Source organism: Streptomyces sp. NPDC012935 (assembly GCF_042900345.1).
In the GTDB taxonomy this organism is placed as follows: domain Bacteria; phylum Actinomycetota; class Actinomycetes; order Streptomycetales; family Streptomycetaceae; genus Streptomyces.
The window spans coordinates 994,782-1,014,128 of the sequence record NZ_JBIBBC010000001.1 but is presented as its reverse complement, the minus strand read 5'-3'; the positions used below and the strand labels follow the sequence as shown (position 1 = coordinate 1,014,128).

General features: G+C 72.0%; 19 protein-coding genes and 1 pseudogene. 12 read left to right on the top strand and 8 right to left on the bottom strand.

Annotation, left to right across the window (positions count from 1 at the left end):
• Window positions 1-4 precede the first annotated feature (4 nt).
• Genes ACFY5C_RS04440 through ACFY5C_RS04410 form a run of 7 tightly spaced genes read left to right on the top strand, consistent with a single transcriptional unit; the run spans window position 5 to window position 6,784 of the window.
• On the top strand, window positions 5-877 hold the full coding sequence (locus ACFY5C_RS04440; RefSeq protein ID WP_389440210.1) for a sugar phosphate isomerase/epimerase family protein: 873 nt from the start codon (window positions 5-7) through the stop codon (window positions 875-877).
• Window positions 878-935: 58 nt separating this feature from the next.
• Window positions 936-1,634 (top strand): EboA domain-containing protein, encoded by a 699-nt coding sequence (locus ACFY5C_RS04435; protein WP_389440208.1) that lies wholly within the window; start codon window positions 936-938, stop codon window positions 1,632-1,634.
• 2 nt (window positions 1,635-1,636) lie between these two features.
• Window positions 1,637-2,491, top strand: a complete 855-nt coding sequence (locus ACFY5C_RS04430) for a TatD family hydrolase (RefSeq protein WP_389440206.1) — start codon at window positions 1,637-1,639, stop codon at window positions 2,489-2,491.
• Window positions 2,492-2,498: 7 nt separating this feature from the next.
• Window positions 2,499-3,656, top strand: a complete 1,158-nt coding sequence (eboE, locus tag ACFY5C_RS04425; protein WP_389440204.1) for a metabolite traffic protein EboE — start codon at window positions 2,499-2,501, stop codon at window positions 3,654-3,656.
• On the top strand, window positions 3,653-5,053 hold the full coding sequence (locus tag ACFY5C_RS04420) for an alkaline phosphatase family protein (RefSeq protein ID WP_389440202.1): 1,401 nt from the start codon (window positions 3,653-3,655) through the stop codon (window positions 5,051-5,053). The genes eboE and ACFY5C_RS04420 overlap by 4 nt, the downstream gene beginning before the upstream one ends.
• Window positions 5,050-6,237 (top strand): cytochrome P450, encoded by a 1,188-nt coding sequence (locus ACFY5C_RS04415; RefSeq protein ID WP_389440200.1) that lies wholly within the window; start codon window positions 5,050-5,052, stop codon window positions 6,235-6,237. The genes ACFY5C_RS04420 and ACFY5C_RS04415 overlap by 4 nt, the downstream gene beginning before the upstream one ends.
• Before the next feature lie 37 nt (window positions 6,238-6,274).
• Window positions 6,275-6,784 (top strand): O-acetyl-ADP-ribose deacetylase, encoded by a 510-nt coding sequence (locus tag ACFY5C_RS04410; protein ID WP_389440198.1) that lies wholly within the window; start codon window positions 6,275-6,277, stop codon window positions 6,782-6,784.
• A gap of 10 nt (window positions 6,785-6,794) precedes the next feature.
• Here the strand turns inward: ACFY5C_RS04410 and ACFY5C_RS04405 are convergent, their stop codons facing one another.
• On the bottom strand, window positions 6,795-8,126 hold the full coding sequence (locus tag ACFY5C_RS04405) for a Gfo/Idh/MocA family protein (RefSeq protein ID WP_389440196.1): 1,332 nt from the start codon (window positions 8,124-8,126) through the stop codon (window positions 6,795-6,797).
• 119 nt (window positions 8,127-8,245) lie between these two features.
• Between ACFY5C_RS04405 and ACFY5C_RS04400 the strand changes: the two genes are divergently transcribed.
• Entirely contained in the window at window positions 8,246-9,775 is a 1,530-nt protein-coding gene (locus ACFY5C_RS04400) for an FAD-dependent monooxygenase (RefSeq protein WP_389440194.1), read from the top strand.
• A 121-nt stretch (window positions 9,776-9,896) separates the two neighbouring features.
• A complete protein-coding gene (locus tag ACFY5C_RS04395) occupies window positions 9,897-10,343 on the top strand; it encodes a hypothetical protein (RefSeq protein WP_389440192.1) in 447 nt (148 codons plus the stop codon).
• Between the two features lie 42 nt (window positions 10,344-10,385).
• Here the strand turns inward: ACFY5C_RS04395 and ACFY5C_RS04390 are convergent, their stop codons facing one another.
• Entirely contained in the window at window positions 10,386-10,748 is a 363-nt protein-coding gene (locus ACFY5C_RS04390) for a metalloregulator ArsR/SmtB family transcription factor (RefSeq protein ID WP_328878242.1), read from the bottom strand.
• 164 nt (window positions 10,749-10,912) lie between these two features.
• Here ACFY5C_RS04390 and ACFY5C_RS04385 point away from each other — a divergent pair, with 164 nt between their 5' ends.
• Both ACFY5C_RS04385 and ACFY5C_RS04380 read left to right on the top strand, forming a co-directional pair.
• A complete protein-coding gene (locus tag ACFY5C_RS04385) occupies window positions 10,913-12,439 on the top strand; it encodes an AlkA N-terminal domain-containing protein (RefSeq protein ID WP_389440190.1) in 1,527 nt (508 codons plus the stop codon).
• 20 nt (window positions 12,440-12,459) lie between these two features.
• Window positions 12,460-12,940: pseudogene (locus ACFY5C_RS04380) on the top strand (methylated-DNA--[protein]-cysteine S-methyltransferase).
• A 51-nt stretch (window positions 12,941-12,991) separates the two neighbouring features.
• Here the strand turns inward: ACFY5C_RS04380 and ACFY5C_RS04375 are convergent.
• The 4 genes from ACFY5C_RS04375 to ACFY5C_RS04360 form a co-directional block, all read right to left on the bottom strand.
• The gene (locus ACFY5C_RS04375; protein ID WP_389440188.1) at window positions 12,992-13,375 is read right to left on the bottom strand and encodes a VOC family protein; all 384 of its coding nucleotides are present in this window, start codon (window positions 13,373-13,375) and stop codon (window positions 12,992-12,994) included.
• Window positions 13,376-13,389: 14 nt separating this feature from the next.
• Window positions 13,390-14,115, bottom strand: a complete 726-nt coding sequence (locus ACFY5C_RS04370) for an NAD-dependent deacetylase (protein ID WP_389440186.1) — start codon at window positions 14,113-14,115, stop codon at window positions 13,390-13,392.
• A 285-nt stretch (window positions 14,116-14,400) separates the two neighbouring features.
• A complete protein-coding gene (locus ACFY5C_RS04365; protein ID WP_389440184.1) occupies window positions 14,401-14,895 on the bottom strand; it encodes an NUDIX domain-containing protein in 495 nt (164 codons plus the stop codon).
• A 60-nt stretch (window positions 14,896-14,955) separates the two neighbouring features.
• Window positions 14,956-16,047, bottom strand: coding sequence for an ADP-ribosylglycohydrolase family protein (locus tag ACFY5C_RS04360; protein WP_389440182.1), 1,092 nt, complete (start codon window positions 16,045-16,047; stop codon window positions 14,956-14,958).
• A 192-nt stretch (window positions 16,048-16,239) separates the two neighbouring features.
• Here ACFY5C_RS04360 and ACFY5C_RS04355 point away from each other — a divergent pair, with 192 nt between their 5' ends.
• The gene (locus ACFY5C_RS04355; protein ID WP_389440715.1) at window positions 16,240-17,358 is read left to right on the top strand and encodes a glycerate kinase; all 1,119 of its coding nucleotides are present in this window, start codon (window positions 16,240-16,242) and stop codon (window positions 17,356-17,358) included.
• Between the two features lie 379 nt (window positions 17,359-17,737).
• Here ACFY5C_RS04355 and pssA read toward each other — a convergent pair whose 3' ends face one another.
• A complete protein-coding gene (gene pssA, locus ACFY5C_RS04350; protein WP_328421450.1) occupies window positions 17,738-18,598 on the bottom strand; it encodes a CDP-diacylglycerol--serine O-phosphatidyltransferase in 861 nt (286 codons plus the stop codon).
• Complete coding sequence (locus ACFY5C_RS04345; protein WP_048579466.1) at window positions 18,585-19,241, bottom strand: phosphatidylserine decarboxylase; 657 nt, start codon at window positions 19,239-19,241, stop codon at window positions 18,585-18,587. The genes pssA and ACFY5C_RS04345 overlap by 14 nt, the downstream gene beginning before the upstream one ends.
• Window positions 19,242-19,347 lie beyond the last annotated feature (106 nt).

Below are 19,347 nucleotides of genomic sequence, written 5' to 3'. Positions count from 1 at the left end.
CACCATGAGACGTCCCCCCACTTCTCCCCCCACTCCTCTCAAGTTCGGCTACGGCACCAACGGCTTCACCCACCACCGGCTGACCGACGTCCTCGTCGTCCTCGCCGACCTCGGCTACGACGGCGTCGCCCTCACCCTCGACCACGGTCACCTCGACCCGTACGCCGACGATCTGCCCCGGCGTGTCACCGCCCTCGCGCGGCAGCTCGCGCGGCACGGCCTGGAGGTGACGGTGGAGACCGGTGCGCCGTACTTCCTCGACCCCTGGGGCAAGCACCTGCCCACGCTGATGTCGGACGGCTCCGAGCTCAGGATCGACCTGCTGCGCCGCGCCCTGCGCATCGCCGCCGACCTCGGCTCGCCCACGGTCCACCTGTGCAGCGGCCCGGCACCCGGGGGACTGCCGGAGCGGGACGCGTGGAAGCGGCTCGCGGGCGGTGTCGAGACCGTGCTGGAGACGGCGCAGAAGTACGGGGTGGCGCTGGCTTTCGAGCCGGAGCCGTACATGTTCGTCGACACCGTGGAACGCTGTCTGCACCTCGCCCGACTGGTGGGCGGGCACGAACTGTTCGGCATCACGCTCGACGTCGGCCACGCGCACTGCGTGGAGGAACCTTCCGTGCTCGACTGCGTGCACCAGGCGGCACCGCTCCTGCGCAACGTGCAGATCGAGGACATGCGGCGTGGCGTCCACCAGCACCTCGAATTCGGCGCCGGGGAGATCGACTTCCCGCCCGTACTGGATGCCCTGCGCGATCTGAACCACCGCGGTCTGGTCTCCGTGGAGATCCAGGGCGGCTCGCTCGACGCGCCCGAGGTCGCCCGCCGCTCCGTCGAGTTCCTGCGCGCGGCCGAACGGGCCGGCACGCGCGTCTAGCCCCCTCCCCGCCGCTCCTTGCTCGACTCGCCTCACCCTCCCGGAAGTTGTTCCCCCCATGGTTGTCATAGCCGGATCCTTCACGACCCCCGCGGACCCCCACCCCGCCCTGACCGACGTACTCGACCCCACGGCCCGCACCTGGCTGGACGACAGCGTCGCCGAGGTCGCCGCCGAACCCACCGCCGTACGGCGACTCTTCCCCGCCGCCCGAAGGCGCTGCGGACACGGGCGCCTCACCGGCTACTGGACCGTCGACGAGGCCGCCCGGGCCGTCCTGCTCACCGCACTGCCCCAGCGCGGCCAGGCCCTCGCCGACGAGGTCACCCGCCTCCACCGGCACGGTGACCCGGCGGAGCAGCGCGCCATCCTGCGCACCCTGCCCCTGCTCGACCTGGGCGACCTCGCGCTGCCCATCGTGAGGGAAACCCTGCGCGGCAACGACACCACCCTGATCGAGGCCGCCGTCGGCCCCTACGCCGCCGCTCACCTTCCGGACGCCGAGTACCGCCAGGCCGTACTGAAGTGCGTCTTCTGCGAGATCCCGCTCGCCCGCGTCGCCGGCCTCGGCGCACGTGCGGACCGTGAACTGGCCCGTATGCTCGCCGACTTCGCCCACGAGCGGATCGTCGCGGGGCGGGACGTACCCCAGGACATCCTGCCCGTCGTCGGTGCCTTCCAGGACGTCATCGGCGCGGAACTCAACCAGGCACTCAAGGAAGCGGAACTCAACCAGGCACTCAAGGAAGAGGGCTGACCGTGCGCATCTTCGACCCCCATATCCACATGACCTCCCGGACGACCGACGACTACGAGGCGATGTACGCCGCCGGGGTGCGCGCGGTCGTCGAGCCCGCCTTCTGGCTGGGCCAGCCCCGCACCTCGCCCGAGAGCTTCTACGACTACTTCGACGGGCTGCTGGGCTGGGAGCCGCACCGCGCCGCGCAGTTCGGCATCCAGCACTTCTGCACCATCGCGCTCAACCCGAAGGAGGCGAACGACCCCCGGTGCCTCCCGGTCCTCGACGAACTGGACCGATACCTCGCCAAGGACCGGGTCGTCGCCGTCGGCGAGATCGGCTACGACTCGATGACCCCGCAGGAGGACGAGGCGCTCGCCCGGCAGCTCCAGCTCGCCGTCGAGCACGAGCTGCCCGCCCTCGTGCACACCCCGCACCGCGACAAGGCCACCGGCACCAGGCGCACCCTGGACGTCGTACGGGAGTCGGGCATCGACCCCGAACTCGTCGTCCTCGACCACCTCAACGAGCTCACCGTCGGCATGGTCCTCGACAGCGGCTGCTGGGCCGGGTTCTCGATCTACCCGAAGACCAAGATGAGCGAGCACCGGATGGTCGAGATCCTCAAGGAGCACGGGACGCGCCGGATGCTGGTCAACTCGGCCGCGGACTGGGGGCGTTCGGACCCACTGAAGACCCGGAAGACCGCCGATGCCATGCTCGCCGCGGGGTTCGACGACGACGCCGTGGACGAGGTGCTGTGGCGCAACCCCGTCGCCTTCTACGGCCGGAGCGGGCGGCTGGAGCTGGAGGAGCCCAAGCCGGACGAGGCGGCCACCTTCCAGGGCAACTCCATACGCCGCGGGGGAGCGTGAGCATCGCATGCGCTTCCTGCATCCGGACGGCACGACCGTCCACCTCGGCTACTGCAGCAACGTCCACCAGGCGGAGGACCTCCAGGGCGTGATCGCCCAGCTCGCGCAGTACGCCGAGCCCGTGCGTGAGCGCCTGGGCGCCGACCGGCTCGGGATCGGGCTGTGGCTGGCGCGCCCCGTGGTCACCGAACTCGCCGACGACGAGGCGGCGTTGGAGCGGCTGAAGGCAGAGCTGCGGACACGCGGCCTGGAGACCGTCACCCTCAACGCCTTCCCCTACGCCGGTTTCCACCGCGAGGTCGTCAAGAAGGACGTCTACCTGCCCGACTGGGCCGACGAGGCCCGGCTGAAGTACACCCTGGACTGCGCCCGCGTCCTCGCCGCCCTCCTCCCGGACGACGTCGGACACGGCAGCGTCTCCACCCTGCCGCTGGCGTGGCGCACACCGTGGACGCCACCCTGTGCCGACGAGGCCCGGCACGCCCTGGACCGACTGGCCACCGGGCTCGCCGCGCTGGAGGCGTGGACGGGCCGCCGTGTCCGCGTCGGCTTCGAACCGGAACCCGGGTGCGTCGTCGAGACCACCACCCAGGCGGTACGGGAACTGGGCGGGCTGGACCCCGACCGGCTCGGCATCTGCCTCGACGCCTGCCATCTCGCCGTGCAGTTCGAGGAGCCGGCCGAGGCGCTGCGGCGGCTCGCGGAGGCCGGGCTGCCCGTGGTGAAGCTCCAGGCGTCCTGTGCCGTGGAGGCGGAGCACCCGGCCGACCCGGCCGCCCGAGCGGCCCTGCACCGGCTCGCCGAACCCCGGTTCCTGCACCAGACCCGCACGCCGGCCGACGGCGACGTCCTGGCCGTCGACGACCTCCCGGACGCCCTCGGCGGTGACCTACCCGACGGCGGCGGGCCCTGGCGGGTCCACTTCCACGCCCCGCTGCACACCGAGCCCGAACCCCCGCTGCGCACCACCGCCGACCAGCTCGACCAGGTCCTCGCCGGGCTGCTGGGCGGGGCCTCGGCCGGCTGCGACCACATCGAGGTCGAGACCTACACCTGGTCCGTCCTCCCCGAACCCCCCACCGACCTGCCCGGCGGCATCGCCGCCGAACTCGCCTGGGCCCGGGACCGGTTGACCGGCCTCGGCCTCAAGGAGGACCCCTCATGACCGCACCGGCGAACCGCGTGGTCGTACTCGACATCGTCGGCCTGACCCCGAATCTCCTCAAGCACATGCCCGCCGTCGCAGCCCTCGGTGAGCGCGGCTTCCAGTCCCGCCTCGACACCGTGCTCCCCGCGGTGACCTGCACCGTCCAGTCCACCCTGCTCACCGGCGAACCCCCGGCCACGCACGGCGCCGTGGCCAACGGCTGGTACTTCCGCGACCTCGGCGAAGTCATGCTGTGGCGCCAGCACAACGCGCTCGTCGGCGGCGAGAAGATCTGGGAGACGGCCCGTAAGGCCAACCCGGACTACAAGGTCGCCAACATCTGCTGGTGGTACGCGATGGGCGCCGACGTCGACTGGACGGTCACCCCGCGTCCCGTCTACTACTCCGACGGCCGCAAGGAACCCGACTGCTACACCTGGCCGCCGTCCCTGCACGACGAACTCACCGACCGGCTCGGCCCGTTCCCCCTCTTCACCTACTGGGGCCCGAACGCGGGCATGCCCTCCACCCAGTGGATCCTGGCCGCCGCCCGCCAGGTCTTCGACGAACACCGCCCCGACCTCACGCTCGTCTACATCCCGCAGATGGACTACGAGCCCCAGCGCTCCGGCCCCGACTCACCCGCCACCATCGCCGCGGCCCATCAACTGGACGACGCCCTGCGCCCGTTGATCGACCGCTTCCTGAGCGAGGGCGCCACCGTCGTCGCGCTCAGCGAGTACGGCATCACGCCCGTCTCCCGCCCGGTCGACATCAACCGCGCCCTGCGCCGGGCAGGCCTGCTGGAGGTGTACACGCAGGACGGCATGGAGTACCTCGACCCCTGGACCTCGCGCGCCTTCGCGGTCGCCGACCACCAGGTCGCCCACGTCTACGTCCGCGACCCGGCCGACATCGACGCGGTCGCCAAGCTGGTCGCTGAAGTCGACGGTGTGGAGCAGGTGCTGGACGCCGACGGCAAGGCGGCCCACGGCCTGGACCACGAGCGCTCCGGCGAACTCGTCGCACTCGCCGACCCCGACGCCTGGTTCACGTACTACTACTGGCTGGACGACGATCGCGCCCCCGACTTCGCCCGCCAGGTCGAGATCCACCGCAAGCCCGGCTACGACCCGGCCGAGCTGCTGTACGACGAGACCGTCCCGGCGGTGAAGCTGCGCGCCGTCGGGCAGGTCGCCCGCAAGAAGCTCGGCTTCCGCTACCGGCTCAAGACCGTCCCGCTGAACCCGTCCGGCGTCCGCGGCAGCCACGGCCGCCTGCCCGCCGACCCGGACCACGGCCCCGTACTGCTGTGTTCGGAGCCGGACGGAGCGAGGGAGGCGTACGCGGCGACGGAGGTCAAGTCGCTGCTGCTGGGCCTCGCGGGCCTGCCCACGGAAGGAACGCAGAAGTGACGATCCACCCGCCGCTCCCCACCACCCGCCCGCTGCTCGACCCCGCCCCCGAATACGCCAAGTGGCAGTCCGAGGAGCCGATCCGCCGGGTCACGATCTGGGGCGACAACAGCCCCTGGCTGATCACCCGGTACGAGGACGCCCGTACGGTGCTGGCCGACGAGCGTTTCAGCGCGGACGCCAACCACCCCGACTTCCCCCACACTCGCCCCGGTGTCCCGCCGCAGGCCCCCGGCCTCTTCCACCAGATGGACCCGCCGGACCACACCCGGCTGCGCCGCATGCTCATCCCGGACTTCACCTTCCGGCGCGTCGAGCAGCTGGACGGCGCCATCCAGCGGATCTGCGACGACCTCCTGGACACGATGACCGGCGGCGGCGCGACGGAGGCGGACCTGGTCGCCTCGTACGCCCTGCCCCTGCCCACCCTGGCCATCTGCGAATTGCTCGGCGTCCCCTACGAGGACCACGGCTTCTTCCGCGAGAAGTCCAACGCCCTCACCAGCGTCGCCGGCGACCCGGCCGAGGCCATGGCAGCCCGCATAGCGCTCTACGGCTATCTGCGCGGCCTCATCGAGCGGCGCACGCACGACCCCGCCGACGACCTGGTCTCCCGCCTGGCCACCGAGCGCGTCGCGACCGGCGAGGCCACCCTCGACGAGGCGACGGGCATGGTCTCCCTGCTCCTCCTGGCCGGCCACGAGACGACGGCGAACATGTTCCCGCTGGCCGTGATCGCCCTGCTCCACAATCCCGCCGGGCTGGACGCCCTGCGCGCCGACGACTCCCTGTGGCCGGGCGCGGTGGAGGAACTCCTGCGCCACCTGACCGTCATCCACTCCGGGATACGGCGGGTCGCCACGCAGGACGTCGACGTGTCCGGCGTCCGTATCCGCGCGGGAGAGGGGGTGGTAGTGGCATTGCAGTCCGCCAACCGCGACCCGTCCGTGTACGCCGACCCCGACGCCCTCGACGTCAGCCGCGACGCGAGCGGCCACGTCGCCTTCGGACACGGCCTGCACCAGTGCCTCGGCCAGTCGCTGGCCCGCGCCGAACTCCGCCTCGGCCTGTCCACCCTGTTCAACAGGCTCCCGAACCTGCGCATGACGTCCCCGACCGAGTCGCTCGCCCTCTCGACGAGCACGGTCCACGGGGTGCGCTCGCTGCCGGTCGCCTGGTCGTGACCGGCGGCCGGCGGCCGTGGCTGCTATAGAGACAGTCATGACCAGCATCACGCTCGTGCAGGGCGACATCACGCGAGAGTCCGTCGACGCGATCGTCAACGCCGCGAACTCCTCCCTCCTCGGCGGGGGAGGAGTCGACGGCGCGATCCACCGCCGCGGCGGCCCGGCCATCCTCGACGAGTGCCGCAAGCTACGCGCCTCCCGGTACGGCAAGGGCCTGCCGACCGGGCAGGCGGTCGCCACGACGGCGGGGCAACTGGACGCGCAATGGGTGATCCACACGGTGGGCCCCGTCTGGGCGGCCACCGAGGACCGCTCGGAGCTGCTCGCCTCCTGCTACCGGGAGTCGCTGCGGGTCGCCGACGAGCTGGGCGCTCGCACGGTCGCCTTCCCCGCCATCTCCACCGGCATCTACGGCTGGCCCATGGACGACGGGGCCAGGATCGCGGTGGCTACCGTGCGGGCCGCGCAGACCTCAGTCGAGGAGGTCAGGTTCGTCCTCTTCGACAAGGCGGCCCACGAGGAGTTCGCCCGGCAGGTCGGGTGAGCGCGCGTCGTCAGAGGTCCAGCAGATCCCGCGTCCGTACCGGCAGGCCCGTCTCGAGGGAGCGGTTCGCGGCGAGGCCGGTGACCAGGGAGCGGGCGCCGTCGGCCGCGTCCGCGGCGCGGTTCAGGGGGTCCGGGGCCCGGGTGCCGAAGAGGTCCTCCAGCATGCGTACGTCACCGCCGCCGTGCCCGCCCTCGCCTGTGGCCACCTTGATCTCGCGCGGCTTCTCCCAGAAGCGGCGCAGCAGCAGCTCGGTGCGTCCGGCGGTGTCCTCCACTTCGGCGCCGTGCAGGACGGGGTCGGAGGTGTCCGTGCGCGGCTGGGGGCGGGTCCACGTCGACTCCTCCACCAGCAGCTCCAGGCGTCCTTCGCTGCCGTTGAAGGCGATCCGGTAGCCCTCCCAGGGGGAGTACGCGGTCAGGTGGTAGGTCAGGGTGGCACCGGTGGCGTAGCGGACCAGGACCGCCATGTCGTCCTCGATGCTCACGCCGGGCCCGAACACGTTCCGGTCGCGCTGGTAGCCGTCCTCCGCCTCCGCGTCCAGGTACAGGGCACTGAGCAGGGGCGAGTCGGCCAGGTGCACGGCGAAGGGGTCTGTCCGGGCGGCGGGGGAGCCGTGGGCGCGATCGTAGTCGCGGGCGAGACCGCGGCGCCGGCCGGCCTCGTCGCCGTAGAAGAACAGGCCGCCCTGTGCGTGGACGGTCTCGGGCCGGGTGGCCAGCCACCAGTTGACCAGGTCGAAGTGGTGCGTGGACTTGTGCACGATCAGGCCGCCGGAGTTGGCCTTGTCGCGGTGCCAGCGGCGGAAGTAGTCGGCGCCGTGCCGCAGATCGAGCAGCCACTCGAAGTGCACCGAGCCGACCTCGCCGATCTCTCCGGACGCGACGATCTCCCGTACGGCCGAATGCACCGGGTTGTAACGGTAGTTGAACGCGACCCGGACCTCACGGCCGGTGCGCTGCCGTGAGTCCAGGATGCGGCGCGCCTTGTCGGCGTCCGTGGTCATCGGCTTCTCGGTGACCACATCGCAGCCCGCCTCGAGAGCCCGCACGATGTAGTCGTCGTGGGTGTGGTCCACCGTGCACACCACGACCAGGTCGATCCGTTCGCGCCGCAGCATCTCGTCGAAGTCCTCGGCGCCGTACGACGGTACGGGCGCCCGGTCCGGGTGCGCCTCCGCGAGCCAGGCGTTGTGGACGGCCATGCGCCGGGAGTTGACGTCGCAGAATCCGGCCAGTTCGAACCGGTCCGCGTAGGGACCGGCCAGGGCCTCGGTGAACAGCCGGGCACGGGCACCCAGACCGACCACGGCGGCGCGGCGGTGTGCGGTGTCGGACGACATGCAGGTCTCCGTTCGACAGGGTCGGTATTTCGTACACCGTGCGTAACTTCGACCAGAAGATAGGGGTGAGCGCTGACCCCGTCAATGAAACCGTCAGGCTGTCTGTCTACCGTGGACCCATGACGGCATCGCTGGACGTGCTGGTGGTCGGCGCAGGGCCCACGGGGCTCGCGCTCGCCGCGCAACTGCGCTCCTACGGGGCCAAGTTCCGCATCGTCGACCGCTCCCTCGACCGGGTGCGCGAGTCCAGGGCTCTCGGCATCCAGCCCCGTACCCTGGAGGCGCTGGCGGGGTTCGGTGTGACCGACCGGCTCGTGGCCCGGGGCAATCCGGCGGTGCGGCTGAGCCTGCACCTGACCCGGCGCACGGTGTCGGTGCCGCTCTTCGACATCGGGGTGACCGACACGCCGTACCCCTTCCTGCTGTTCCTCTCTCAGGCCGAGACGGAGAGCGTGCTCGGCGAGCACCTGGCGGCGGGGGAGGTGTCCATCGAGCGCGGCACCGAGCTGGTCCGGCTGGAGCGACAGGGTTCCCGCGTCCTCTGCCGCCTGCGCGCCCGGGACGGTACGGAGGAAGTCGTGACGGCGCGTTACGTCGTGGGCTGCGACGGCGCCCACAGCACGGTGCGCGCGCAGGCGGGCATCGGCTTCGAGGGCTACGCCTATCCGCAGACGTATCTGCTCGCCGACCTGGAGGTGGACGGGCTGGAGCCGGGTTCCGTGCACTCGTACATGACCGGGGGCGGGATGGTGTTCTTCTTCCCGCTGGTCACGCCGGCGTCCTGGCGGATGCTCGCCGTGCGGCCGGCCGACGCAGCGGACGCCGAGGTGACGGTGCCGCTGCTGCAGCGGATCGCCGAGCGGTACGGCGCCCACGGGCTGGTTCTGCGGGATCCCGTCTGGATGACCGACTTCCGGCTCCACAACCGCGGCGCCACCCACTACCGTTCCGGACCCTTCTTCCTGGCGGGCGACGCCGCCCACATCCACAGTCCGGCCGGGGCGCAGGGCATGAACACCGGCATTCAGGACGCCCTCAACCTGGGCTGGAAGCTCGCCCTGGTGTGCCGGGGCGCCGCGCCGCAGGAGCTGCTGGAGACGTACGCGAGCGAGCGTGCCCCGGTCGGCCGCGAGGTGCGGCGGTTCACCGACCGCGCCTTCGTGATCGGCACCAGCCCTCATCCCGTCCTGAGGTTCGCCCGCGAGCAACTCGTCCCGCGCCTCGCCCCCTTGGCCGTACGGGCGACGATGCCCCGCCGCCGGATGTTCCGTACCGTCTCCGAACTCGGCATCCACTACCGCCGCAGCCCCGCCTCGGCGACGGGCCCCCGATCGCCCCGCCGCGGCCCGCGGGCCGGGGACCGGCTGCCCGACCGGCCGCACGGGCTCCAGGCCCGGGTCGCCGCTCCCGGCTGGCATCTGCTGCTGACCGGACCCCCGCACCTCTGGCCGGACCAGCGGCTCGCCCCGCTCCTGGACGGCCGGGCCGACCTGATCACCGTGCACCGCCTGGGCGATCGGAGCCCCTGGCCGGGTGTGGCCCAGGCGCTCGTACGCCCTGACGGCCACCTCGGCTACGTCGCGCGCGGCGCCGAGCCGGCGGGGCTGCAGGCCTACGTCGCCCGCTGGCTGCCGATCGCCACCGTGTGACACCACAGGTGAACGGCTCGCGGCGTTGATCCGTACCACTCTTCGCGCCGCCACACCGAGGAAGCACCGAGGAAGCACCGAGAAGCACCGGGGAAGAATCGTGCAGTCACACCGAGGAAGCATGGGCCGTATCGCGACGGTCGGCAGTCTGGCCCTCCTGCTCCTGACCACTGCGTGCGGCGGAGGTGAGGACGACGGAGCCGCCGCCGCGAAGAGCACTCCGGCGAACGTCTCCGCCACCGTCGCCGGAGTCGTGGCACCGGCAAAGGTCGAGGTGATCGCCGGCCTGACGGGCTGCAAGGTCAGGATCCGGACCGAGGCGGACGAACTGCGCGAGGGTGTCTGCCGCACCAAGAAGGGTGACTACCTCATCACCACGTTCCCGCAGGAGAAGTTCAAGCTCACCTGGCTGGACGCGGCCGCTGTCTATGGCGGCAAGTACCTTGTGGGCACCCGCTGGGTGGTCAGCGCGAAGCCGGAGGTGCTGGACCGGCTGCGGCCCCAACTGGGCGGAAAGATCCAGCAGTTGCGGGGCGTGGGCCCGACACCCGCCCCCAGCGCGTCGTAGCGCCGCCACCGGCGGAGGCTGCCCCGGCCCGGCCGGTGCGGGTCACTCCGCCGCGTCGCTGATGCCCAGGCGCAGATGCTCCACGTGGTACACGGCCTGGTCGAGCAGCTCGGCGACATGGTGGTCGTGCAGCGCGTAGACGACCGAACGACCGCGCCGCTCGCCCACCACCAGCCCCAGGTTGCGCAGCAGCCGCAGCTGGTGCGAGCAGGCGCTCTGCTCCATGCCCACCTCCGCCGCCAGCTCCGTGGCGGGCAGCGGACCCTCGCGCAGTCGCGCCAGGATCAGCAGACGCGAGGGGGTGGAGAGGGCCTGGAGGGTGGTGGCCACCTTGGCGACGTTGGCCGCGTCCAGGCGTACGCGCTCGGCGGCGTCCTGCGCGGCGGTGACGGCTCCATGACCCATGGCGGGTATCTTACTCATCGTACATGAACACATGAATGCTTCTTCATGTGTCTCGGAACCGGCCCGGCCCGACCGGCTCGGGCGATCCGGCGGCTCCCAGCCCAGCCGAGGTCGATGTCGGATTCTCGCCAGCCCGCCCCGCCCGCGTGGACGATGCTGGACACATGCAGAAGGGGATGCACACCGACACCGAGCGCTGCGTGCGCGCCGTCCAGTCCAAGGACGCCCGCTTCGACGGGTGGTTCTTCACCGCGGTCGTCACGACCGGTATCTACTGCCGGCCCAGTTGCCCCGTGGTCCCGCCCAAGCCGGAGAACATGCGCTTCCACCCGAGCGCCGCCGCCTGCCAGCAGGCCGGTTTCCGGGCGTGCAAACGCTGCCGACCGGACACCAGCCCCGGCTCCCCGGAATGGAACCAGCGCGCCGACCTCGTGGCCCGTGCGATGCGACTGATCGCCGACGGAGTCGTGGACCGCGAGGGCGTCCCCGGCCTCGCCGCCCGGCTCGGCTACAGCACCCGGCAGATCGAACGGCAGCTCCTCGCCGAACTGGGCGCCGGCCCGCTCGCCCTGGCGCGGGCCCAGCGCGCCCAGGCGGCCCGCCTCCTCATCGAGACGACGCCCCTGCCCATGGCGGACATCGCCTTCGCGTCGGGGTTCGCGTCCATCCGTACCTTCAACGACACCGTGCGCGAGGTCTACGCCCTGGCCCCGACCGACCTGCGCACCCGGGCGGCCCCGGCACCGCGCAGCAGCCCGGTGACTTCGGGAACCTCGCGGATCACGGAAGTCGCGGCGAGCACCGCCGGCGTCCTGACGCTGCGCCTGCCGTTCCGCACTCCCCTCAACCCCGACAACCTCTTCGGCCACCTCGCGGCGACCGCCGTCCCCGGCGTCGAGGAGTGGCGCGACGGCGCGTACCGGCGCACGCTCAGGCTGCCGTACGGCCGCGGCATCGTGTCCCTGACCCCGCGGCCCGACCACATCGCCTGCCGCCTCACCCTCAGCGACCTGCGCGATCTGACCGTCGCGATCAGCCGGTGCCGGCGCATGCTGGACCTGGACGCCGATCCGGTCGCGATCGACGACCAGTTGCGCACGGATCCGCTGCTGGCGCCCCTGGTCGACAAGGCGCCCGGCCGACGGGTGCCGCGCACGGTCGACGAGGCGGAGTTCGCCGTACGGGCCGTGCTCGGCCAGCAGGTCTCCACGGCGGCGGCCCGCACCCACGCGGCCCGCCTGGTCACCGCCCACGGCGAGCAGGTCGACGACCCCGAGGGCGGCCTCACCCACCTCTTCCCGGCCCCTGAGGCACTGGCCGAGGTGGACCCGGAGTCACTGGCGATGCCCCGCTCGCGCCGTACGACGTTCACCACCCTGGTCCGCCAACTCGCCGACGGTGACGTCCGCCTGGGCCCGGACAGCGACTGGCCGCAGACCCGGGCCCGGCTCCTGGCCCTCCCCGGCTTCGGCCCCTGGACGGTCGACGTCATCGCGATGCGCGCCCTCGGCGACCCCGACGCCTTCCTCCCCACCGACCTCGGCATCCGCCGCGCCGCCCAGGAGTTGGGCCTGCCGTCCACTCCCGCGGCTCTCACGGCCCGGGCGGCCGCGTGGCGCCCCTGGCGGGCGTACGCCGTCCAGTACCTGTGGGCGACGGACAGCCACCCGATCAACTTCCTCCCCGTGTAAGCACGTCAAAGGAACGCGTGATGAAGCAGCACACCCTCGTCGACAGCCCGTACGGCCCCCTCACGCTCGTCGCCGAGGAGGGCGTCCTGTGCGGGCTCTACATGACTGATCAACGCCACCGACCGGCCGAGGAGACCTTCGGCGCCCGCGACGAGTCCCTTTTCCGGGAGGCCGAGGATCAGCTGAAGGCCTACTTCGCGGGTGAGTTGAAGGAGTTCACCCTCGAACTGCGCCTGAGCGGAACCCCGTTCCAGCGCAGCGTCTGGGAGCAACTGCGCAACATCCCGTACGGCGAGACCCGCTCCTACGGCGAACTCGCCGACACCCTCGGCAACTCCGGCGCCTCCCGCGCGGTCGGCCTCGCCAACGGAGAATCCGATCGGCATCATCGTCCCCTGCCACCGAGTCGTCGGCGCGAACGGCAGCCTCACCGGATACGGCGGCGGCCTGGACCGCAAGCAGCGCCTGCTGGACTTCGAGAACGGAGCGGCCCTGTTCTGAACGGCCTTGTTTCAAACGGCCCTGTTCTGGAGGGGAATGGTCAGACGGGGCCTAGACCGCCCCCGCCTCACCGGCCCGCTCCGCGGCCCCGCGCTCCACACAGAACTCGTTGCCTTCCGGATCGGCGAGGACCGCCCAGCCCCGGCCCTCCGGTGTACGGCGGTCGTCGACCAGGGTGGCGCCGAGGGACAGCAGCCGCTCGACCTCCTCGTCACGGGTGCGGTCCTGCGGCTGAAGGTCCAGATGCACCCGGTTCTTGAGGGTCTTGCGCTCCGGGACGGTGACGAACAGCAGCCCCGCGCCCTCGATCAGCACCTCCTCGTCCCCGGGCTCGTCGTCCTCGTGCACGGGCAGGCCGAGCACCTGGGACCAGAAGCCGGCGAGGGCGAAGGCGTCGGCGGAGTCGATCGTCACATGGCGTATCCGAGAAGTCATGATCGTATTCTGGGTTACTCGGCCAACCCGCGCAGCAGCTTCGGCAGCGCCGTGCCGATCGGCTCGCGGATCACCTCGTCGGCGCGGTCGTCGTACGGCGTCGGCTCGGCGTTGACGATGACGAGCCGGGCGCCGTGGTCGGCGGCGACGCCGGCGAGGCCGGCGGCGGGCTGCACCTGGAGGGTGGTGCCGACGGCGATGAACACCTGACACGCCTTCGTGATCGCGACCGCCTCACCGAGGACCACGGGGTCGAGCCGCTCGCCGAACATCACGGTTGCCGACTTGAGGACGCCGCCGCACTCCAGGCACGGCGGATCGTCCTCCCCCGCCTCGACGCGCGCTATCGCGTCCTCCATCGGCCCGCGGGCATGGCACTTCGTGCAGACCACGCTCCGGGCGCTGCCGTGCAGTTCGAGCACCTTGCGGGTGGGCATCCCGGCGAGCTGGTGCAGCCCGTCCACGTTCTGCGTGATCACCCGCACCGGCACCCCGGACCGCTCCAGCTCGGCCACCGCCCGGTGTGCGGCGTTGGGCTCGGCCTTCAGCGTCCGGTTCTTGCGCCGCATCTGCCACGAGCGCCGCCGGATCTCCGGGTCGCCCATGTAGTACTCGTACGTCACGAGCTTCTCGGCCTCGGGATCGCGGCGCCACAGCCCGTTCGGCCCGCGGTAGTCGGGGATGCCGGAGTCGGTCGAGATGCCGGCGCCGCTGAGGAGGGCGACGAGGGGCTTGGTCATGCTGCCGAGGGTAGGACGAGCGTCGCACGGGCGGCGAATGGATATTCGAGCCGGCGAGCCCGTCGCCGGCCGACCGATCCGGTGGCCCGTCCCTGGCCGACCGATCCGGTGGCCCGTAGTCGGCCGACTGATCCGGTGGCCCGTCCCTGGCCGACTGATCCGGTGGCCCGTCGCCGGTCAGCCCACCCGGTGGCCGGTCGCCGGTCAGCCCACCCGGTGGCCGGTCGCCGGTCAGCCCACCCGGTGGCCGGTCGCCGGTCAGCCCACCCGGTGGCCCGTGGCCGGTCAGCCCACCCGGTGGCCGTTCTCCAGCTCCGCAGTTCCGCCGCCGTCCGCGAGCACCTCCAGTGCGGCCAGGACGCGGCGGCCCAGGGCGCCCGGCAGATGAGCGGTGATCTCCTCGCGCGGCACCAGACGCCAGGACAGCAGCTCCTCCTCCTGCAGGCGGATCGCCTTGAAGTCGTCCTCGCCGAGGACCCCGCCGTCGTACAGGTACGCCACCAGCGGTGGCCGCCCCGTGCCGTGCACCCAGTCCACCGCGAGGAGCCGGCCCAGGTCACGGTCCAGACCGATCTCCTCCGCCGTCTCCCGGCGCGCGCCCTGGCGGGGCGTCTCGCCGTCGTCGGACTCGATCGTGCCGCCCGGAAGCGCCCAGCCCTCACGGTAGTTGGGCTCGACGAGCAGTACCCGGCCCTCGGCGTCCCGGAACAGGGCGGCGGCACCGGCGAGGACGCGCGGCAGACTTGCGATGTACGCGGCGAAGTCAGGCGTGGTGGTCATTGGGGAAGCGTAACCAGCCTGGGAACCCGGCCCCGCCGCCCCGTCCCCCGGCCGGACCGGCTAGACGTCCGCCTCCGCCTCCACCTCCGCCTCCGCGAGCCGCACCGTCCGCTCCGCCAGCTCACTGATCCGCATCCCGTCGAACCCGAACACCGCACTGCGGACCGTGTCCTCCAGCGGCCCCGTCCACTGGTCCGGGATCGCCTCCGCCCCGGTCAGCACTCCCGCCACCGAGCCGGCCGTCGCCCCGTTCGAGTCGGTGTCCAGGCCGCCGCGCACGGTCAGCGTGATGCTGCGGGTGAAGTCGCCGTCGCCGTACAGCAGCCCGGCGGTGAGCACGGCCGCGTTCGGGACGGTGTGGATCCAGCCGAGCCCGGCGGTCTCCTCGGCGACCGTGGTGAGCGTGTCCTCCCAGGTCATCCGGGTGTCATGGAGCGAGACGACGCGGCGTACGGTGCGGGCGAGTCGGCTGCTCGCCGGGATGACGGCGAGCGCCTGGTCGACCGCGTGGCGGACCGTGGCCGCCGTGAACGCCGCCGCGACCAGCGCCGCCGCCCACATCGCGCCGTACACCCCGTTGCCGGTGTGCGACAGCACCGCGTCCCGGCGGGCGAGGGCGGCCGCGCGGCGCGGGTCACCGGGGCAGGTCCAGCCGTAGATGTCGGCGCGGATGAGGGCACCGATCCACTCCTGGTAGGGGTTGTCGTACGTGGCGGTGAGCGGCGGTTTCAGACCGTTCGCGAGGTTGCGGTACGCGGCCCGCTCCGCCGTGAAGGTCTGCAGGTACGGCAGCCGCAGCAGCCACAGGTCGCCGACCTGCTCGGTGCTGAAGCCGAAGCCGTGGGTCTCCAGCAGGTCGAGGCCGAGGATGGCGTAGTCGACGTCGTCGTCACGGCAGCTGCCGTGGATACGGCCTCGCACGCACTGGCGCCACTCGGGGCGCAGCTCGAAGCCGTCGTCCTCGCTGATCGGCTCGGGGAGGTAGTCGGTGAGGGGCAGGGCTGCGGCCTGCCGCAGATAGCGGTCGATTCGGTCCCGCGTCCACAGGTCGCCCTGCTCGACCGGCTTGCCGAGCATGTTGCCCGCGATCCGGCCGAGCCAGCCCCCGAGGACGCGGTCGGCGAGCTCTGGTTCGGTGCCCACAGGGGTCATAGGACCGGTTTACCCAATTCCGGGGGCGTCCGCTCCGGGTTCGGCCGGTACGCACAGCGGGCTCGCAGGGCCTTCTCAGGCTCCGGGCAGGGCATGACGTCACGGGCCTCCTCCGGTTAAGGTCGCAACGGCGCGACTGGCCTTGACGTGCGCGAGGCCCGGAGAGCAAGGGGAAAACTGGTGACACAGCGCGTGCTCATCGCCGCGGACAAGTTCAAGGGGTCGCTGACGGCCGTGCAGGTCGCCGAGCGGGTGACGGCCGGTCTGCGCCGGGTCGTGCCGGGCGCCCAGGTCGAGGCCATGCCCGTGGCCGACGGCGGCGACGGGACCGTGGACGCGGCGGTCGCGGCCGGGTTCGAGCGCCGGGAGGTACGGGTCGCCGGGCCCCTCGGGCACGAGGTGACGGCGGCGTTCGCGCTGCGCGGCGACACGGCGGTCGTGGAGATGGCCGAGGCGAGCGGCCTGCAGCGGCTGCCCGCGGGCGTCTTCGCGCCGCTCACGGCGTCCACGTACGGCTCCGGTGAGCTGCTGCGGGCCGCGCTGGACGCGGGCGCCCGCACGATCGTGTTCGGCGTCGGCGGCAGCGCCACCACGGACGGCGGCGCCGGAATGCTGAGCGCGCTGGGCGCGCGGTTCCTGGACGCGGACGGGGAGCCGGTGACGCCGGGCGGCGGAGGCCTGGGCGACCTGGCCACCGCGGACCTCTCCGGCCTGGACCCGAGGCTCGCCTCGGTCGAACTGGTGCTCGCCAGCGACGTCGACAATCCGCTGACCGGTCCGAAGGGTGCACCGGCGGTGTACGGCCCGCAGAAGGGCGCCTCGCCGGACGACGTGGCGACGCTGGACGCGGCGCTCGCGCACTTCGCGAAGGTGCTGGAGGAGTCGGTCGGCGCCAAGGCCGCCGAGCACGCCGCGGCACCGGGCGCCGGCGCGGCCGGTGGCATCGGCTACGGCGCCCTCCTCCTCGGCGCCCGCTTCCGCCCCGGCATCGAGGTCATGCTCGACGTCCTGGGCTTCGCGCCCGCGCTGGAACGGGCGGACCTCGTCATCACCGGCGAGGGCTCCCTGGACGAGCAGACCCTCCACGGCAAGGCCCCGGCGGGGGTCGCGGCGGCGGCCCGCGCCCGCGGCATCGAGGTCGTCGCGGTCTGCGGCCGTCTGGCCCTCCCCCCGGATGCCCTGGGCCGCGCGGGCATCCGCCGCGCGTACGCCTTGTCGGCGCTCGAACCGGACCCGGCGAAGTCCATGGCCCAGGCGGGTCCTCTCCTGGAGCGCGCGGCGGAGTCGATCGCGCGGGACTTCCTGACCTGACCGTCGGCGGGACGGCAGACCCGGAGACCGCCGTCCCGCACCGGACCCCGCCCCTTCCCCGGGGGGCCTGGCGTGTGCGACGAGTGAGGCCCGGATGCGGAAGGCATCCGGGCCTCGACACGATCGAGACGGTCGTGAGCGCACCGAACGAGGACACGCGGCGCAGGACACGGACGCGACGCGCCGGGCGGCGTTCGGTCGTGCCCCGGTCAGGAGGCGCAGGCGGCCGACTGGGCCCGAACACTCGGTTCCGCCACGCGGCCGTCGCGTGCTCGGCACACAGCGGCAGGGCATCGAGAGTGCCGCCGGCGGGAAAACCTGAGGGGCCCGGACCGAATCACGATTCGGTCCGGGCCCCTCAGGCAACGTACAAGCCGAGCTACGGGATCTGCGCCGCCCGCGCCTCGCGGCTCTCGCGCCGGTTGTCACGGAAGGTGTTCACCCGGCGCGCCGTGGCGAACAGCGGGATCGTCGCCGCCATCACGATCTGCAGCGCGCAGCCCATCTGCAGCAGCACCTGGCCACCCGGCGCGTCGAACGCCCACGCCGCCAGCATGCCCATGGCCGACACGATCCAGCCGAGCATCGCCACCGCGAGGATGCCCCGCGGCTTCGGGTACTCGACCCGGCTCACCATCAGCCACGCGGTACCGACAACCGCCAGCAGTGTCGCCTCGAACGGCAGCTCGAGCAGCACGATCGAGACGACTGTGAGTGCACCGAACGGCGAGGGCATGCCCTGGAACGTGCCGTCCTTCACGGTGACGCATGAGAAGCGGGCAAGCCGCAGCACCACCGCCAACAGCACAACGATCGCGCCCACCGCCGCGACCCGCTCATGCGCGTCCCTCGCGACCATGCCGTACACGAGCACGAAGTACGCGGGCGCCAGGCCGAAGCTGATCAGGTCGGAGAGATTGTCCAGCTCCGCACCCATCGGCGACGACCGCAGCTTGCGGGCGACGAGGCCGTCGAACAGGTCGAAGACAGCCGCGCACAGCATGAGTATGACGGCCGTGGCCGCGCTGTTGCGGGCCATGCCCAAGTCGTCGCCCGAGAGGTGCGGGATCAGGATGCCGGTGGTGGTGAAGTACACCGCCATGAAGCCGCACGTGGCGTTGCCGAGGGTGAGGGTGTCCGCTATCGACAGGCGGAGAGAAAGAGGCATCTCCTCCTCTTCGTCGACCTCGTCGGCCTCGGGCACCCAGCCCGGCTGTGTCTCAGGATCAATCACGGTCAATGCGAGTCACCCCAGCCACGGTCTTCTGCCCGACCTCGACCGCGACCTCCACGCCCTCCGGCAGGTAGATGTCGACACGCGAGCCGAAGCGGATCAGACCGATACGGTCACCCTGCTCGACCTTCGTGCCCTGCGGGATGTAGGGGACGATGCGACGGGCCACCGCGCCGGCGATCTGGATCATCTCGATGTCGCCGAGTTCGGTGTCGAAATGCCAGACTACGCGCTCGTTGTTCTCGCTCTCCTTGTTGAACGCCGGAACGAACCCGCCAGGGATGTGCTCCACGGACGTGACCGTGCCGGAGAGTGGCGCACGGTTGACGTGGACGTTGAGCGGGCTCATGAAGATCGCGACGCGGGTGCGGCCGTCCTTCCACGGCATGATGCTCTGCACCACACCGTCGGCGGGAGAGATGACCCGGCCCTGCGCGATCTCGCGCTCGGGGTCGCGGAAGAACCACAGCATGCCCGCCGCGAGCGCGGTGGCGGGAACGGCCACGGCCTTGGCGACGCCGGAGCGGCGTGCGCGGGCCAGGCTGAGGGCTGCGGTGGCGACGGTCGGGAGAAGCCACGGCGATGCTCCGCGCGCGAGGCGTACGCCGGCCCGGCTGTCGCGAGGTGCAGAGGTTTGGCTGTGGGGCATGGATGACCTTCGTAGCGGATGATGCCGCGCTTCGACGGGGGACGGCGGCTTTCCGGGGATCGTACCGGGCGCGGGCCACAACTGGGCAAGCCAGGAAGCCGAGTCG

Coding starts and splice junctions, on each gene's coding strand:
- ACFY5C_RS04440 (WP_389440210.1), top strand. CDS start 5: ATGAGACGTCCCCCCACTTCTCCCCCCACTCCTCTCAAGTTCGGCTAC.
- ACFY5C_RS04370 (WP_389440186.1), bottom strand. CDS start 14,115: ATGACCAAGCCCCTCGTCGCCCTCCTCAGCGGCGCCGGCATCTCGACC.
- ACFY5C_RS04345 (WP_048579466.1), bottom strand. CDS start 19,241: ATGCCCCACAGCCAAACCTCTGCACCTCGCGACAGCCGGGCCGGCGTA.
- ACFY5C_RS04360 (WP_389440182.1), bottom strand. CDS start 16,047: ATGACCCCTGTGGGCACCGAACCAGAGCTCGCCGACCGCGTCCTCGGG.
- ACFY5C_RS04400 (WP_389440194.1), top strand. CDS start 8,246: ATGACGGCATCGCTGGACGTGCTGGTGGTCGGCGCAGGGCCCACGGGG.
- eboE (WP_389440204.1), top strand. CDS start 2,499: ATGCGCTTCCTGCATCCGGACGGCACGACCGTCCACCTCGGCTACTGC.
- ACFY5C_RS04395 (WP_389440192.1), top strand. CDS start 9,897: ATGGGCCGTATCGCGACGGTCGGCAGTCTGGCCCTCCTGCTCCTGACC.
- ACFY5C_RS04390 (WP_328878242.1), bottom strand. CDS start 10,748: ATGGGTCATGGAGCCGTCACCGCCGCGCAGGACGCCGCCGAGCGCGTA.
- ACFY5C_RS04375 (WP_389440188.1), bottom strand. CDS start 13,375: ATGACTTCTCGGATACGCCATGTGACGATCGACTCCGCCGACGCCTTC.
- ACFY5C_RS04410 (WP_389440198.1), top strand. CDS start 6,275: ATGACCAGCATCACGCTCGTGCAGGGCGACATCACGCGAGAGTCCGTC.
- ACFY5C_RS04435 (WP_389440208.1), top strand. CDS start 936: ATGGTTGTCATAGCCGGATCCTTCACGACCCCCGCGGACCCCCACCCC.
- ACFY5C_RS04405 (WP_389440196.1), bottom strand. CDS start 8,126: ATGTCGTCCGACACCGCACACCGCCGCGCCGCCGTGGTCGGTCTGGGT.
- ACFY5C_RS04365 (WP_389440184.1), bottom strand. CDS start 14,895: ATGACCACCACGCCTGACTTCGCCGCGTACATCGCAAGTCTGCCGCGC.
- ACFY5C_RS04420 (WP_389440202.1), top strand. CDS start 3,653: ATGACCGCACCGGCGAACCGCGTGGTCGTACTCGACATCGTCGGCCTG.
- ACFY5C_RS04385 (WP_389440190.1), top strand. CDS start 10,913: ATGCAGAAGGGGATGCACACCGACACCGAGCGCTGCGTGCGCGCCGTC.